Consider the following 16,439-nt stretch of genomic DNA (forward strand, 5'->3'; position numbering starts at 1 on the left):
CTCTCTCATTAAAAAAATTTTTTGCCTCGACCTTGGGGTTTTTCGTAAGTCCTGTTTATATTGAAGCAGAATTTAAAGCGAGAGTATACCTTTCATGTTGATGATTCCATGTGGTCATGGAGACAATCCATATTTCAGGTGATTCCTGTTTAATTTGTAATTATAATGCATTGAGCAATATACTTAAGCTTTGAACTATGTATGGAGAGCCTGCAGCCCCAGATCGTCCCAGGATGGTTAAGGTAAAAGTCAGTTTGGTATTCAGTTCATCAATGGCTACGGATTGTCTGATAATCCAATAACTCATACCCGAATAAAGACCTGTTGAGAGAATTTGGGTGTCGGGCAGTAAAACCGGATGAAGTGTTAGTTGTTTTTCGCGTATGCTTTGCATATTACCCCCTAAAAATCCGGTTATTCCACTCCAGGCATTAAGTGAGTAATTTTTGCGAACAGCGACAAAATCTTGTGGCTTTGAAGTATAGCTGACAGATAAAGTATCCATAAGGGTTTGTTGAGCCCATTGAATCACTCGGGTATTACCATTGATAGCATAGAGAGCAGATGAGTTGATTGAAAATACCACAATGAAAAGCAAGTTTTTTATTAGTGATTTCATATTAAAATCCCTATTTCGCATCATAGTGTGCAATTTGTTTTATTATTATAGCAGAGATATACTCATGTATTTTTTAAGTCAAATTAGCGAATTTTATGCATACCATCACCATTCGTGGCGCAAGAACCCATAATCTCAAGAACTTGGACCTGGAGCTTCCTCGAGATAAATTAATCGTAATAACCGGATTGTCTGGTTCTGGGAAGTCGTCTTTAGCCTTTGATACTCTCTATGCCGAAGGCCAGCGCCGTTACGTGGAATCTTTGTCTGCTTATGCTCGACAATTTTTGTCCATGATGGAAAAACCTGATGTTGATTCGATAGAGGGGCTCTCCCCGGCGATTTCTATAGAACAAAAGGCTACCTCTCATAATCCCCGATCCACGGTAGGCACCATTACCGAAATTTATGACTATTTGCGCTTGCTTTATGCCCGAGTCGGAGAGCCAAGGTGTCCTACCCACCACACCAGCTTGCATGCTCAGACCATTAGTCAAATGGTTGATCAGGTATTGGCTTTACCAGAAGACAGTAAAGTGATGATTCTGGCGCCTGTTATTCGTGAACGGAAGGGAGAGCATGTCCAGTTTTTGCAACAATTGCAAGCGCAAGGGTACGTACGTGCACGTATTGATGGAGAGCTTTATGAACTGGATTCTCCCCCTAAATTAGGATTGCGTACCAAGCACACTATTGAAGTAGTTATTGATCGCTTTAAAGTACGCCCTGATTTGGCTCAACGTTTGAGTGAATCTTTTGAAAATGCGCTCAATCTGGCAGATGGTCTTGTCATCGTTTCTTCAATGGATGGTCATTTCAATGAACTTTTATTTTCTTCAAGGTTTGCATGCTCTGAATGCGGTTACAGTTTAAGTGAACTTGAGCCAAGGCTTTTTTCATTTAACAATCCTGTCGGTGCATGTTCCTCATGTGATGGGCTTGGAGTGGATCAGTTTTTTGATCCGTCAAGAGTAGTCCACGATGCAACCGCCAGTTTGGCAGAAGGGGCAATCAGGGGATGGGATAGGAAAACCACGTATTATTTCAGCATGCTTGAGTCGCTTGCGAGGCACTATGGTTTTGATACCAGTACGCCTTTTTGTGATTTAAGTGAAGCAATGCAACAAATCGTTTTGTATGGTAGTGGTCGTGAAATAATCGAGTTTCAGTATCATAGGCCGCATGGAGGATACATGGTTAAGCGGCATAGTTTTGAGGGAATAATTCCTAACATGCAACGCCGCTATCGTGAATCAGATTCTGGTATGATAAGGGAGGAACTTGCCAAATACCTATCCTCACGCCCTTGCCAATCTTGCCAGGGAGCGAGATTGCGTGAAGAAGCTCGACATGTATTTATTGATAATAAAAATCTACCAGAAATCACCAGCTATTCTATTGAGCAAGCCTATCAGTTTTTTAAAGAGCTGAAGTTATCGGGGTATAGGGGTGAAATTGCAGCAAAAATCAATAAGGAAATTGTTGAGCGGCTGGGGTTTCTGGTGAATGTCGGGCTAGATTATTTGTCTTTGGCTCGAAGCGCGGAGACTCTATCTGGCGGAGAAGCTCAACGTATTCGCCTGGCTAGTCAAATAGGTTCAGGGCTTGTAGGGGTGATGTATATTTTGGATGAGCCTTCAATAGGGCTGCACCAACGTGACAATGACCGATTATTGAGTACTTTAATGCATTTACGCAACCAGGGAAACACTGTAATCGTTGTCGAACATGATGAAGATGCTATCCGAAGCGCTGATTTTGTTCTTGATATAGGGCCTGGGGCTGGAGTGCATGGTGGGGAAGTAGTTGCCAGCGGTTCTCCTGAAGAGGTAATGAACAATCCCGCATCTCTCACCGGCCAATATTTGTCTGGGAAAAAGGAAATAGAAATTCCCAAGGATCGAATTCCGGTTAACCATGATCGGATGATTCATTTAAAAGGCGTGTCTTGCAATAATTTACAAAATGTTGATGTCAGTATTCCTTTAGGTTTGTTGACTTGTATTACAGGTGTTTCTGGTTCAGGTAAATCCAGTTTGATTAATGATACTTTATATCCTATTGCTGCCAATGCACTAAACAGAGCCAGCTTAATGACTATAGGTGAGGTTAAGGACATTTCTGGACTGCATCTTTGTGACAAGGTTATTGACATCGACCAGAGTCCAATTGGCAGAACTCCGCGTTCCAATCCGGCAACTTATACTGGTTTATTTACTCATATCAGAGATTTATTCTCAGGGACTCCGGAATCAAGAGCACGAGGGTATCAACCTGGGCGCTTTAGTTTCAATGTAAAAGGTGGCCGGTGCGAAGCTTGTCAAGGTGATGGTCTTATCAAGGTTGAAATGCATTTTTTACCTGATATATACGTTTCTTGCGATGTATGCCAAGGCAAAAGATACAATAGGGAAACTTTGGAAATTCACTACAAAGGCAAAAATATTCATGAAGTGTTGGACATGACTGTCGAAGATGCGTGCGCTTTTTTTGCTGCCATTCCTGTTATTGCCAGAAAATGCCTAACATTAATGGATGTCGGTTTGTCTTATATAAAGCTTGGACAAAGTGCAACTACTCTCTCTGGAGGAGAAGCTCAAAGGATCAAGTTGGCCAGAGAATTATCAAAAAGGGATACCGGAAATACACTATATATTCTCGATGAGCCCACAACAGGATTACACTTTCATGACACGAAACAGTTATTAACTGTGTTGACTCGCTTGCGAGAGCAAGGAAATACCATTGTCATTATTGAACATAATTTGGATGTGATAAAAACGGCTGATTGGATCGTTGATCTTGGTCCTGAAGGAGGCAGTAAAGGGGGAAAGATTATTGCAACAGGAACACCCGAAATGGTTGCTGAAAACCCTCAATCTTTTACAGGTCAGTTTTTAAGACAAATTTTATCAAAATCAAATGAGCTTCTATTACAGAAATGCAAATAGTTCATTAATTATCAATTTGTCTTTATACTTGATGTGCTATCCAGGTTGTTTTTCAGGCAACCTGAATCTCTTTTTGTGACAAAAAACACGTTATCCAGTTGTTTCTTTTTTCTTATCTTAGCTGTTATTTTCTGAAATTTCGAGCTATAAATTAGGGAAGGAACCTTTCACAGGATAGGAAGATGAAAACATTTTTTATCGCAATTTTAATTATTATCGCACTCGCATTCGTTTGGGCAATTAGCATCTATAACACTCTAATCGGTTTGATAGAGGCAATTAATAACAACAAAAAACAAATAGATATTCAATTGGATAGGCGATTTAAAGTTTTTGAATCTCTGATCGAAGCAGTTAAAAAATACATGGATTACGAAAAAACAACATTAAAGGATGTCGTTGCTTTACGTAATCAGGCCCAGGCTGCTAAAGATGCGGGAGATGAGCAAGGTCGAATTGCTGCAGAAAATGGAATTTCAAAAATTGCATCCAATTTGAATTTGGTTTTTGAACAGTATCCTGATTTGAAAGCTAGCCAAAATGTCATGCAGTTACAAGAGGAAATTGTTAACACAGAAAACAAGTTAGCTTATGCGAAACAAGCTTATAATGATGGGATAGAACGTTATAACGCCAAGAAAAAATCATTTTTTGAATCCATGGTTGTGGCAATGTTTTCTTCTGCTTTGGATAAAGAATTTATCTATTGGGGGCTTCCAGAAGAGCAAATTCAAGCAAAAGAAAATTACACTGTGAAACTTTGAGCAATATACCATGGGGATTGCAGATTATCATGCCACAGCAGGAGATTGGCGTGCTCAATTGAGGCGAAATGAGAAAAAGACCCGAAGGGTGATTGCAGTCTTTTTTTTAGTTTATATCTTTGTGGGATTGATAGTCGATGCGTTTGTTTTACAAAGCATGTATCCTCATGCCTCGTTAGAAAATATTATCCATGCTTTAATCACTTTTAAAGTGGTGCCTTTTGCTACTTTATTAATGATCGCATTTGCAGGCATTTCCTTGTTAATTACTTATGCTCTTTATGACCGCATTATGTTATTGGGGACGGAGTATTATCAAATAACGCCAGAAACGGCTCGTAGCTTACAAGAAAAACAATTGTACAATGTTGTTGAAGAGATGAAAGTCGCATCAGGATTGCAATACATGCCTAAAGTTTACATTATCGAAGCCAATTACATGAATGCTTTTGCCAGTGGTTACAGTGAGAAATCGGCGATGGTCGCGATTACTCGTGGATTGATGGAAAAACTGGACAGGGCTGAAATGCAGGCTGTAATGGCTCATGAGTTAAGCCATATCAGACATCATGATATTAAATTGACTCTCATGGTTGCCGTGCTCAGTAATATTTTATTAATTGTCATTGATATCCTGTTTTATTCCGTAATTTACAAGCGAGACAGAAGAGGAGATAACCGCTTGTTAATGGTTATTATCATCTTAAGATATGTCTTACCTATTATTACTGTTTTACTAGCTCTCTTTTTAAGCCGAACCAGAGAATACATGGCTGACGCCGGTTGTGTCGAATTAATGAGAGATAATGAGCCTATGGCCAGGGCTTTGCTTAAAATTAATCAAGACCATGTTCAGAATGCGGAGCAATATGCAAAAGCTTATGGAGATACCCCTCATGAACAGGTAAGGCAAGCTTCCTATCTTTTTGATCCTTCTCACATTGACCCTGTAAAATCGCTAAATAATGCCTTTTCAACTCACCCTAGTATTGAACAGCGCCTGGAAGCATTGGGTTTTAAACGCAAATAGATCCGTTTTGCAGGGAATCCTGTTTTTTATTCGCGAAATCCCACCCCTTTTTTTAAAAGAATCATATTCCCTACTGTCAAAGCAATTAACATCAGGAAAATAATAATCATAGCCAGAGTAATACTAACTTCTTCCTGATCGATCATGGTGTGTCTTAAAGCGTTTACCATGTATAAAATTGGATTGAAAAGAGAGATTTTTTGCCAAAAGGGGGGCAGCATATTAATACTGTAAAAGACTCCTCCCAAGTAAGTAAGAGGGGTCAGGATAAAGGTGGGTATCAGCATGATGTCATCAAAATTTCGAGCGACCATGGCATTGGTAAATCCAGCCAGTGAGAATATGGCTGCAACAAGCACGACAACTAGAAGGGTCATTGGTAAATGATCTAATTCAACAGGCAGAAAAAAGGTAGAGATAACAAAAACCAGAATTGCGACGATCAATCCTCTCAGCACGCCTCCTATCACATAACCTAACAATAAAAGTCCATTATGCATGGGACTAATCAGCATTTCCTCTATACTTTTTTGAAATCTTACGCTGAATAGTGAATTAGAGACGTTTCCATAGGAATTAATAATAACGGACATCATAATTAATCCGGGTGCTATGAATTGTGAATAATCCACGCCCTCAATATCTCCAATACGAGGTCCAATTAAACTTCCAAAAATTAGAAAATATAACGTTGTGGTGATTACTGGCGGCAAAAATACTTGACTCGAAATGCGAAACATACGAACCACTTCACGTCTTACCAGGGTATAAAGGGCAATAAGTTGATATTTAAATCCCATTTTTAATCAGATCCATAAAAAGTTCTTCTAATCGGTTGGTTTTATTGCGCATGCTGTGAATCTTTATTCCCTGTTTTGTTAATACAGAGAATACTTCATTTAAACTGAAGTTATTGTCAACACGCAATTCAAAAGTAGTTGGATCAATCGGAGTCACATTGAACGGGTGTATATCCGGCAAATAATCAATAGGGTTTTCTGTGTTAAAGATAAAGGTTTGATGGCGTAAGGTTTGTAATAAGGCTTTCATTGAGGTATTTTTAATAATTTGACCTTTATCGATTATTGCGATGTTTTTACATAATTGTTCTGCTTCTTCCAGGTAATGAGTCGTCAGGATAATCGTTGTTCCTTCTGCATTAGTTCTCGCTAGAAAATCCCACATGCTGTGTCTTATTTCTATATCAACACCGGCGGTGGGTTCATCCAGAATCAGTAATTTGGGTTGATGAATCAGTGCTCTGGCAATCATAAGTCTTCTCTTCATTCCACCTGATAAATGCCGTACTATAGAACGTCTCTTGTCCCAAAGTCCTAGTTGTTCTAGCAAGGCTTCCGCTCTGGGGAAAGCCTTTTTTCTTGAAATGCCATAATAGCCAGCTTGATTCAGTAAAATTTGCTCGCAGTTTTCAAAAATATTCAGATTGACTTCTTGAGGGACAAGTCCCAGACAAGATTTGGCTTTTTCGGGATAAGCATCCAGGTCGAAGCCGTAAATTTTGATGTTTCCTGAAGTTTTATTGACTAAAGATGTGATTAAACCAATGGTAGTCGATTTGCCAGCGCCATTTGCTCCTAACAGGGCAAAAAAATCGCCGGTATTCACTGTTAAATCAATGCCTTTTAACGCTTCAACTCCATTCGAGTAGGTTTTTGAAAGTTGTTTAATTTCTAAGGCATGCATGATTTATTACTTAAGTAAAAAAGCTATTATACACCATAATTTTTATTCTACAGTAGACTATGGATTTTAATTCATCCCTCACTTCCAACGGGTTAATTCTGGGGATGAAGGAGGAGTTGACTCTGGCGATGAATCATCGGTATGAGGATATTTTCCTGTTACTGCATTTCTAATTTCCTCCATTTTAGCTAAGAGTGCCCTATATTCAGGAGGAACAGAAGTTAGCTTAACTAGAGATTTTTTTTTTCGACGGGAGTGGTATGTGGCTCATCTTTTGGGCGTTCCTTTCTTTCTTTAATTTTTGCATTTAACTCTTTTAAAAAACCATCGCCTGAAAAGAAACCTGAATTTTTTGCAGCAGGCTGGGTTGAATTTGGTTTGGGCATGGACGGTATTGTAACTTTTATAGACACATCTTCTTTAGGGGGTATATTGGGGGATAATGCTTGACCATCCGTATCATTGGGGGGGGGTGGAACTGGTCTTTTTTTCGGCTCTTGACTGATTGCAGGAGTAACTTCCTTGGATACAGAAGCGACAGAGCATGAATTTTCCTTTAGAAGTTCAGATTTATTTTCTGTAACAACTGGAATGGATAAGGAAGATACAGTTTCTATTTTGGGTTTGGCATTTGTGATTTCGCTTAGAGTTTGTATTAATTCTGTTAAAGCACTGAGTTGCTGCCGGGCATTGTTAATCTGTGGGTTAAGGTCTGCAAATGTTTTCTCTGCCCTGACTTGATCCTTTAGAAACTGATTTTGTGTGACTAAGCGCTCGTTTTCTTGCTTTGTTTGCTCAAGTTGTCTTTTTAAAGAATCAACTTCCGTAGCATTGGCCTTTTGAGCTAAAATAAACGCTTGTTGCGTCATGACCAGACTTTCTTTGAGCTCCCTTATTATCCGTTCGGATGGCGTGCCTTCTGGCCCGACTTTAATGTGCATCGAAGCCCCTATTGGGGTAAAACTGTTGGTTTCAGCATTGTATTTAGTAATAAATGAAATCCAACAATCGAGTAAGTAGGGATTGGTCTTTGCTGATAATAGTACTGTAGCATTAAGGTGCTCTATGATACTGACATCATGAAATGTTTCTGTGTTTGATTTAATAATTTCCAAAAGCTCATGGAAAAATTTGTTAATGACTTCATGGTTTTGTTCCTTTGCCCAATGATAAAATGAAGGGGTGCCATTGCGCGCATAATTATCAACAAATTCACTGAATAACTTAAGAAAGGCATTACTGATAGGCATGGTAATTAACTCCTGATCCATGGAATCATAGTGTTTCATTTAATATCAACTTAAATTAAAGTTCAATAGCTGTTGTGAAGTTAAAAAATAATTATTCATTTTTTTATAGAACAGCGTATAAAGTGCTACTGGGTTATTTTGGTCAGTTTATTGTCGGCCAGTACGGAGGTTGAGCGTGTTTTCATCCAGCCTGTCATACTGAAGCGCGTTCGCTGAGTTGGGTAGACTTCGTGCGGTAATTGACTATCAAAACAGACGAACCGATTCCCCAATGGAGAAATGTTTTGAATGAGCTCATCTTCAATATTGTAGAGTAACAATTCGCCACCAAATTCTTTTTGCCAAGTGTCATTCAAATAATAGACAAATGATATTTTCCTGGTTTTTGTACTTTCAAATTGATCAATGTGCTTTCTATAAAAGGTTCCAGGGAGATAAATTGCAAAATGAGTTTCAAATTCTGCTAAACCAAGATACATGGTTTGATTCAGAATATTGCCCAAAGAGATAAGTTTTTTTAAGTAAGCTTGAATGGGCGGATAAGGGGAGTCTGCATCTATCCAGAAAATTTGATCGCTTCTAATCTTGTCATTTTGCTGTGCTTGTAAGTTCTGGCCAATTTTGGCATTTCTGAATAAATTTTGCTGTTTTAATTCATAAGCCATGTTTCGTAAAGAGCAGTAGTGTGCCTCTTCCAGAAATTCATCAATGATATGAAAGCCTTGAGTACAAATATTATGGGCGATTAAGTCCGGATTAAACAACCTGTCTACACCAATCAGGCAAAGTGATAATGCATTGTACGCCAAGAATTATTTTTTGGAAATAATGAGGTAATGAATTCGATGATTACCTTGCAAATGTACTGGCATTAGGTGTGCCTTCCAGTATCCTTTGATATTCTTGCCATTTGGGCATGAATTGTGTCATGAGTGCATAAAATCGTTTGTTATGACTGGCTTCCAAAATATGCACCATTTCATGAACAAGAACGTATTCAAGGCACTCCAAAGGTTTTTTGATTAAATTAAGATTGAGCCAGATTCTTTGTGCGCGAGGATTACACGAACCCCAGCGGGTTTTCATTTTTTTTATACCCCATTGATTAATTTTGACTTTCATGATGGCTTCCCATTGTTGAATAAGCCTGGGAATGACAAGATTCATTTCTTTTCTATACCAGCGATCCAGAATGTTCTGCTTTTGCTGTGGAGTTAAATCGGGTTTTGTATAGCAATAAATTAATTCATTTTTGATCAGGATTTGAGAAGGGCCATAATGTTCTTCAACAATTAATAAATAACTTTTACCTTTGAATGGGATGGTTGCACCTGTTTGAAGCGATGGTTCACGATAAAAAGATCGTGCGCGAATTTGCTCGCATTGGGCACGAATCCATTTACTTTTTTCCTGCAGCTGTTGTTTTATTAGCTGTTCGCTGTATTTTAAAGGGACGCTCACTTTCACTAACCCATCGGGTGGATAAATTCTCAAATTTAAATTTTTAATGGGTTTTCTCAGTATTTCTATAGGAATGCCATCAATTTGAATGTGCATAGCAAAATATGCTTATTGATTTGTTTTAGATTATACAGAAGAAGTAATATTTATGATATTAATAGTTGAGTGCATTGAATAGCCACAAGCAGAAACTTCTGATTTTGAATAAGAAATTTGCTGGAAATAATAATATTCCTTTTCTTTTTCTCATTGTTTATTTTAAGTCATTGCTGCAATAATTTTAACGCTCGGCTCCTATACACGGGCTATCAATGTATTCACCATTGATATCCAAAACCATATTGACACTGGCGCGTTGATAGCGAGCCAGAATATCATATTGCTGCTTTGTGATATAGCCGTAAGAGCTTCCACAATACACTAGAGAGGAAGCGCCTGGACTGGGCTTAACCTGTACAGGAAGATCACAATCCCATCGAAACTTGGTTAAATCACAATTAGCCATGGCTGCAGCTGTTGGTAACAGGAATAATAATATACTCACTGCTAATTTATTTTTCATGGAATCCCCCGCCTGATTTGTCGTTTTACTTTAAGTATAGGATAACAATTGATGTGCGTATGTTGTTTAACATGAAATAATTTTTCACAAGATTTTTAGTATTGTTAATGTTATAAATTGAATAATCAGATTTTGGTAATGGATAACTATGCTTTCATCAACAAAGGAATATCTTCAAGCTTTACGTGATGGAAAATACCTTCTATTTCTGCAGTGGCCAAAATTTATTGCAGAATATTATGGTAAAAGCGACAAAAATCAAGAAGCTGATGAAATGGTGAGCTTGCTCATATTTGAATGGTTAAATAATGGCTTTTGTTTGGATGATATTAAAAAATTTGCTATTTTGTATGCCGTTCATGAAATGGAGTCCAGGCCTTTAAGAGAGGGATTATCCTATGCACTCACTACAATTTCTATCGCTCTTTTTCCCTGTATGGTGTATTTAACAAATAATCTGCAAGAGCATTATATTACTTCAAAAAAATTATCAAGTAAGGAAGTGCTCCAATTAATGACTATGAACAATGCTTATCTTGAGAAGCAACGGTTTGTCGAATTTTTAGGGCAAGAGCAAGATAAATTTTTTACTTGGGTTAAGGAAGCAGACTCTTCAGCGGTTTCTAAAGCGTTTGATCAAATTTATTCTGTAACCTATTTGAAATATTTAATTGAAGATTATCTTAGTTTATTAGAGTCTGCACACTTGCCAACTGATCAATTAAAATCTTCTCGCATCAGCTTGGTTGTTCGATTAGCCAAGTATCTCCATGAGCAAACCGAATTAACTCAAGATGTCCATGATGAAATAGCCGTGTATGTAAAAAAGCTATGGGAAATGCAGCCTGCTGAGTTCGAAGAGGAATTTTTAAAAAAAATTTCGCCGCTGCCGTTTATCGATAATACTGTACGAATATTAACGGGATTAAGCGCCAGATTTTTCAGTATATTACAACCTCCTTCCCCACCTTTGAATATCAATTCTGATACGGATAAGAATCCCAAAGTTTAATCTCACACGACTTGCTAATCTCTTCGTTAAGAATATTTTTTGCCTTGGTGCTTTTGTAAGTTCTGATCTATGTAATATCGATTTTTATAAACTTAATTCATCAGATGATTTTTGCTTCATGAGCGAGCAGATTTTTTTTATAAGAAATGGCGTTTGGATTTCCCATGTATCCTCCAAGATCATGCTTCCCTACTACTCTATGACAAGGAACAAATAAAGCCAGTGGGTTGCATTTACAGGCTTGTCCAACTGCTCTTGGACTACTTTGCAGTTTTGTAGCGAGTTCTCCATAGGTAACTGTTCTGCCAACGGGAATGACTAACAACGTATTCCAAACCTTTTGCTGGAAGAGGCTTCCCTGAGGTTTCAGAGGGAGCTGAAAACGGTGATGGGGATTGTCGAAGTAAGCCTTCAATTCACTGGCAATTAAATGGGCCAATTGGTTTTGGGCTGGAGCGCCAGATTTGTCTGTGAAGGACGCATTGAAAATAAAATGCTCATCATGGGCTACTTCCAAGTTACCCACAGGTGTATTAAAAATAGACATGAGGAGCATTTTACCATTCAAGAATTAATCGCCTTTCTTCCCAGATAATTTTTCTTTAATACGAGCAGCGCGACCGGCAAGATTTCTTAAGTAATATAATTTGGCACGACGAACGTCACCACGTCTTTTCACCGTAATACTATCAACAATAGGACTGTAGGTTTGGAAAACGCGCTCTACACCGACGTTATGGGAAATTTTACGTACAGTGAAAGCGGAGTTAAGTCCACGGTTACGCTTGGCAATCACAACGCCTTCAAATGCCTGTAAACGCTCACGGTTACCTTCAATAACTTTTACTTGGACCAGAACAGTATCGCCTGGGTTGAAATCAGGAATTTCTTTGCCTTGCATTTGTTCGGCATTAATTTGGTCAATAATATTAGTCATGGACTACTCCTCAAATTGGCTCATCCTCAGCAGGAATCGCCGTGTTCGCATTTAAACTCAGCAAGCAATTGCTTGTCTGTTTCACTTAATTGTACTTTCTCAAGTAAATCCGGGCGTTTGAGCCAGGTTTTACCCAGGGATTGTTTCCTACGCCAGCGTTCTATTTCTTTATGGTTTCCTCCTAATAAAACATCAGGTACATCCAGTCCATTTATAGTTGCTGGCCGAGTATAATGTGGGCAGTCCAGTAATCCATTCATAAATGAATCTTGTTCTGCTGAACCCAAATGCCCAAGGCTTCCAGGTATCAAGCGAATTATCGCATCAATAAATACCATTGCGGCCAATTCACCGCCACTTAATACAAAATCCCCTAGCGACCATTCTTCATCTACGTGGTGACTAATGATTCGCTCATCAATTCCTTCATATCTCCCTGCAACAAATAGCAAGGATTGTTTTTGGGCTGCTATTTGTTTTAAATCGTTCTGTCTAACTACCTTGCCTTGAGGGCTTAAGTAAATTGTTTTGCAGTTTTCCTTCATTTCACTGCGCGCATGCTTTATTGCAGCATGCAATGGCTCATACATCATGACCATTCCTGGTCCACCACCATAGGGCTTGTCATCCACTTGCTTATAAGGTCTTGATGACCAATCTCTAGGATTCCAGCAATCAATTTTAACCAAGCCTTGTTCAATAGCTCGGCCGGTTACCCCATAATGGATGCCTTGTATTATTTCAGGCAACAGGGTGATGACTCCAAGATGTAATGCCACTAAAAATTCATATCCCAATCAACAGTGATTACTTGCTGGCTTTCATCAACATTGATTACAAATTGTCCTGGAAGATAGGGAATTAAATGTCTTTTTTCACCTTCCACAACAAGTACATCATTCGAGCCAGTAGGCATGATTTCAACAACTTTTCCAAAAAGATCGCCTTTGGAGTTTATGACACTCATGCCAATCAGTTGATACCAGTAATACTCACCTGGTGCCAAAGCTGCAAGCTGTGATTCTTGCACACCAATATCTAAATTGGTTAATGCAGAGACTAATTCACGCTTCGGGTACCCTTCAATTTGAGCAATAATCGCTTTACTTCTTACTTCTATTGTCAATAACTTAAGGGGCTGCCACTGTTTATTTAAAAAAACGTGCCAGTCATTGTACCGCAAGATATTATCAGCAGGGTCTGTGAAGGAATGTACCGTGACAAAGCCTTTAATACCATGGGGTCGGCCAAAACGGCCGATGATAACCCAATTTGTCTTGTTATTCACTTTGGTTAAGCAGCTGTCTCTGATTTTTTGCTATGTTCTTTTAACAAGGCACTGACTCGATCAGATAACTGGGCCCCAACTTTTTGCCAGTGGGTCATTTTATCCATATCAATGTGAAGCTTTACTTCTTGTCCACGTGCTACAGGGTTAAAATAACCAATACGCTCAATGTAGTTTCCATCGCGACGTTTGCGGCTGTCAGTAACAACCATGTGATAAAAAGGACGCTTTTTAGCGCCAGCTCGTGATAAACGTATAACGACCATTATTTTCCTCTACTGTTAGAGTGGTTACATAAAAATGCCGTGTATTGTACGAAAATTACATCGACATGTGAAGTAATTCTTACGAATTATTTTAAATCATCTGGAAACATGCCTTTCAATCCGGCCATGCCACCAATTCCTCTCATCATTTTCTGCATTCCGCCTGGTTTGGTAAATTTTTTCATCATCTTTTGCATCTGTTCAAATTGTTTTAATAGTCTGTTGACATCCTGAATTTGAGTTCCAGAGCCTAAAGCTATGCGTTTTTTACGTGAGCCTACAATAATTTTGGGTATACGGCGTTCTTTGGGAGTCATAGAGTTAATGATTGCAATGGTTTGAGCCATCGCCTTGTCATTCACTTGCTGCATGGCTTGCTTTGGCAATTGCCCCACTCCGGGTAATTTGCTCATCATCCCGGAGATACCCCCCATATTGTTCATTTGCAATAATTGTTGTTTGAAATCCTCCAAGTCAAACCCTTTCCCTTTTTTTAATTTTTTGGCCAGTTTTTCGCTGGCTTGTTTGTCGGCTTTGCGCTCTACCTCTTCAATGAGAGTTAAAATATCTCCCATCCCCAATATTCTTGATGCAATCCGTTCAGGGTGAAAGGGTTCCAAGGCTTCTATTTTTTCACCACTCCCTATAAATTTTATAGGTTTCCCTGTGATTTGTTTGACAGATAGCGCCGCTCCTCCTCGAGCATCGCCGTCCGTTTTGGTCAAAATCACACCAGTCAGAGGGAGGGCTTCATGAAATGCTTTTGCAGTATTGGCAGCGTCTTGTCCTGTCATGCTGTCAACGACAAAAAGGGTTTCGATTGGATTGACTGCTTTATGCAAAGACTTGATTTCAGACATCATGTCTTCATCAACGTGCAGGCGCCCTGCTGTATCGAGAATGAGAACGTCAACATACTGTTTTCTGGCGCTTTCCAATGCCTTTTGAGCTATTTTTATTGGTTGCTCATTAGGGTCTGAATCAAAGAAGGCGACGTCAATTTGTTCGGCTAATACTTTCAGTTGGTGTATGGCGGCTGGTCTGTATACGTCAACGCTTGCCATCATGACTTTTTTATTTTCGGTTTCTTTCAAATAACGGGCGAGTTTTGCTGTACTCGTTGTTTTACCAGAACCTTGTAAGCCGGCCATTAAAAAGACAGCAGGCGGTTGGGTTTTGTAATCAAGTTCAACCCGCTCATTGCCCATGACGTGAATGAGTTCATCATGCACGATTTTAATGAATGCCTGATCGGGATTTAAACTGGTTAAGACTTCCTGCCCAAGAGACTTTTGCTTTACTTGCTCAATAAACTCTTTGATAACAGGCAAAGCCACGTCTGCTTCAATAAGAGACAGTCTTACTTCACGCAAGGCATGTTGGATATTGTCTTCCGTCAGGCGGCCTTGGCCTCGCAAATTTTTAAAGGTTCGGGTTAAGCGTTCGGTTAAATTATCAAACATAGTGAGTAGTACCCAAAAAATGACTACTATAACATAGAGAGTTAAAAGTATACCACAGAGAAGAGCGCATTAATGATTAGCTCTAATCGATAGCAGTGAATCAATCAGGGTTATCTTTATGATTTTGTAATTAGAGGCTGTAGAGTAATTTATTAGTTACTCTACAGTTTTTCAGGTTTTGGATAAATCACCATAAATTGTTAAGTAAACCAATAGAACGATCTTCACTATGGCTTATCAAACTATATCAATTAATGGAACCCATGCCCATCCATTCCGGTTTTCTTCTCATCATCGTGAGATCTGGATAAAGGTTTTGTTGTTGTTTTTGTTGAAGTAAGGAAAAATCCTACTCTTAGCCCTGCGAAAGTGGTTGGAGTATCTACTTCTTTTTCTTTCACAACAGGTTGCTTTTTAGTTGTGTGAACTGAAGGAGAGGATACAGGCAAAGGACTGGACAGAGTTGTTTCCAGTTTTGGCATATCTTCGGGGAGAGTATTGGCTTTATGGTAGGCTTCGATAAAGCTTACGTGTTCTTCAGACGAAATAAGAGAATGCTTTTCTAGTATTCCCAGAATATTTTCCAATTTAATCTCGTCAATAATCTTGTCAAATTGTGCATGATAATGGTTATCGTCCATGCTAAATTCATCTTGATGATACAAATCATGATCAGTGTCGTCACGATGTATAAAGCGATAGACACCAAGTTCATTCGAACGCATCATAAAAAATTTATCAACCTGTGCACTATTGCAATCCATTTGAGAAAACAACAGAACCATAAGAAGATCAAGCTCACTACGTATTTGAATAGGTTTTGGTAGCACAGATGATTTAGGGTAGACAGTCAATGTATCGTTATATAAACTGAGATTGACTTTTTTACACAAATGGGTAAATGCTTTAGGCATAAGGGACTCCAATGATTTTTTTTAAAAAAAAGTAATTGTCTATATTTTGGACCTGTAGTTTAAAACATCAACATTAAGGTTTTCTTAAGAAGAAATAAGAAGTGCTATCAACAAATTGCCATAACTAATCTGTTGCTTCGAGGATATTGGATTTTCTGTACAGCCAAGATATCGATTTGTATTGAATCGCCCCGTTTCCATACTGATACTTTCTGATG

Annotated in this window: 18 protein-coding genes; 4 read left to right on the forward strand and 14 right to left on the reverse strand. The window is 38.7% G+C overall.

The window, feature by feature from the left end:
- Positions 1–160: 160 nt before the first annotated feature.
- Positions 161–619, reverse strand: a complete 459-nt coding sequence (locus tag LPG_RS01920) for a hypothetical protein (RefSeq protein WP_015444856.1) — start codon at positions 617–619, stop codon at positions 161–163.
- 95 nt (positions 620–714) lie between these two features.
- Between LPG_RS01920 and uvrA the strand changes: the two genes are divergently transcribed.
- The 3 genes from uvrA (at position 715) to htpX (ending at position 5,364) form a co-directional block, all read left to right on the forward strand.
- Positions 715–3,570, forward strand: coding sequence for an excinuclease ABC subunit UvrA (uvrA, locus tag LPG_RS01925; RefSeq protein WP_010946133.1), 2,856 nt, complete (start codon positions 715–717; stop codon positions 3,568–3,570).
- Between the two features lie 182 nt (positions 3,571–3,752).
- Positions 3,753–4,334: a LemA family protein gene (locus tag LPG_RS01930; RefSeq protein ID WP_010946134.1), complete on the forward strand. Its 582-nt coding sequence runs from the start codon at positions 3,753–3,755 to the stop codon at positions 4,332–4,334.
- Between the two features lie 10 nt (positions 4,335–4,344).
- On the forward strand, positions 4,345–5,364 hold the full coding sequence (gene htpX / locus LPG_RS01935; RefSeq protein WP_010946135.1) for a zinc metalloprotease HtpX: 1,020 nt from the start codon (positions 4,345–4,347) through the stop codon (positions 5,362–5,364).
- 26 nt (positions 5,365–5,390) lie between these two features.
- Here htpX and LPG_RS01940 read toward each other — a convergent pair whose 3' ends face one another.
- The 6 genes from LPG_RS01940 to LPG_RS01965 all read right to left on the reverse strand — a co-directional run bounded on the left by LPG_RS01940 (position 5,391) and on the right by LPG_RS01965 (position 10,341).
- Positions 5,391–6,164 (reverse strand): ABC transporter permease, encoded by a 774-nt coding sequence (locus LPG_RS01940; protein ID WP_010946136.1) that lies wholly within the window; start codon positions 6,162–6,164, stop codon positions 5,391–5,393.
- Positions 6,154–7,068, reverse strand: coding sequence for an ABC transporter ATP-binding protein (locus LPG_RS01945; RefSeq protein ID WP_010946137.1), 915 nt, complete (start codon positions 7,066–7,068; stop codon positions 6,154–6,156). The genes LPG_RS01940 and LPG_RS01945 overlap by 11 nt, the downstream gene beginning before the upstream one ends.
- Before the next feature lie 230 nt (positions 7,069–7,298).
- Positions 7,299–8,357, reverse strand: a complete 1,059-nt coding sequence (vipA, locus tag LPG_RS01950) for a Dot/Icm T4SS effector VipA (protein ID WP_010946139.1) — start codon at positions 8,355–8,357, stop codon at positions 7,299–7,301.
- An 86-nt stretch (positions 8,358–8,443) separates the two neighbouring features.
- Positions 8,444–9,082: a 2OG-Fe(II) oxygenase gene (locus tag LPG_RS01955; RefSeq protein ID WP_015444855.1), complete on the reverse strand. Its 639-nt coding sequence runs from the start codon at positions 9,080–9,082 to the stop codon at positions 8,444–8,446.
- An 85-nt stretch (positions 9,083–9,167) separates the two neighbouring features.
- On the reverse strand, positions 9,168–9,875 hold the full coding sequence (locus tag LPG_RS01960) for a M48 family metallopeptidase (RefSeq protein ID WP_010946141.1): 708 nt from the start codon (positions 9,873–9,875) through the stop codon (positions 9,168–9,170).
- A gap of 184 nt (positions 9,876–10,059) precedes the next feature.
- Positions 10,060–10,341, reverse strand: a complete 282-nt coding sequence (locus tag LPG_RS01965) for a hypothetical protein (protein WP_014326637.1) — start codon at positions 10,339–10,341, stop codon at positions 10,060–10,062.
- Positions 10,342–10,489: 148 nt separating this feature from the next.
- Here LPG_RS01965 and LPG_RS01970 point away from each other — a divergent pair, with 148 nt between their 5' ends.
- Positions 10,490–11,353 (forward strand): Lpg0393 family guanine-nucleotide exchange effector, encoded by an 864-nt coding sequence (locus LPG_RS01970; protein WP_010946142.1) that lies wholly within the window; start codon positions 10,490–10,492, stop codon positions 11,351–11,353.
- A gap of 100 nt (positions 11,354–11,453) precedes the next feature.
- On the opposite strand, the gene LPG_RS01975 is transcribed toward LPG_RS01970, so the two are convergent.
- The 7 genes from LPG_RS01975 to legA7 form a co-directional block, all read right to left on the reverse strand.
- Complete coding sequence (locus LPG_RS01975; protein ID WP_010946143.1) at positions 11,454–11,909, reverse strand: methylated-DNA--[protein]-cysteine S-methyltransferase; 456 nt, start codon at positions 11,907–11,909, stop codon at positions 11,454–11,456.
- 15 nt (positions 11,910–11,924) lie between these two features.
- Positions 11,925–12,290, reverse strand: a complete 366-nt coding sequence (rplS, locus tag LPG_RS01980) for a 50S ribosomal protein L19 (RefSeq protein WP_010946144.1) — start codon at positions 12,288–12,290, stop codon at positions 11,925–11,927.
- 26 nt (positions 12,291–12,316) lie between these two features.
- Complete coding sequence (gene trmD / locus LPG_RS01985) at positions 12,317–13,069, reverse strand: tRNA (guanosine(37)-N1)-methyltransferase TrmD (RefSeq protein ID WP_015444853.1); 753 nt, start codon at positions 13,067–13,069, stop codon at positions 12,317–12,319.
- Positions 13,069–13,578, reverse strand: coding sequence for a ribosome maturation factor RimM (gene rimM, locus LPG_RS01990; protein WP_010946146.1), 510 nt, complete (start codon positions 13,576–13,578; stop codon positions 13,069–13,071). The genes trmD and rimM overlap by 1 nt, the downstream gene beginning before the upstream one ends.
- A gap of 5 nt (positions 13,579–13,583) precedes the next feature.
- Positions 13,584–13,844 (reverse strand): 30S ribosomal protein S16, encoded by a 261-nt coding sequence (rpsP, locus tag LPG_RS01995; protein ID WP_010946148.1) that lies wholly within the window; start codon positions 13,842–13,844, stop codon positions 13,584–13,586.
- Positions 13,845–13,930: 86 nt separating this feature from the next.
- The gene (gene ffh / locus LPG_RS02000; RefSeq protein ID WP_010946149.1) at positions 13,931–15,307 is read right to left on the reverse strand and encodes a signal recognition particle protein; all 1,377 of its coding nucleotides are present in this window, start codon (positions 15,305–15,307) and stop codon (positions 13,931–13,933) included.
- A gap of 251 nt (positions 15,308–15,558) precedes the next feature.
- Positions 15,559–16,233 carry a Dot/Icm T4SS effector LegA7 gene (legA7, locus tag LPG_RS02005; RefSeq protein ID WP_010946150.1) on the reverse strand — a complete coding sequence of 225 codons (675 nt, stop codon included), beginning with the start codon at positions 16,231–16,233 and terminating at the stop codon, positions 15,559–15,561.
- Between the last annotated feature and the right edge of the window lie 206 nt (positions 16,234–16,439).

The organism is Legionella pneumophila subsp. pneumophila str. Philadelphia 1, assembly GCF_000008485.1.
Lineage (GTDB): Bacteria > Pseudomonadota > Gammaproteobacteria > Legionellales > Legionellaceae > Legionella > Legionella pneumophila.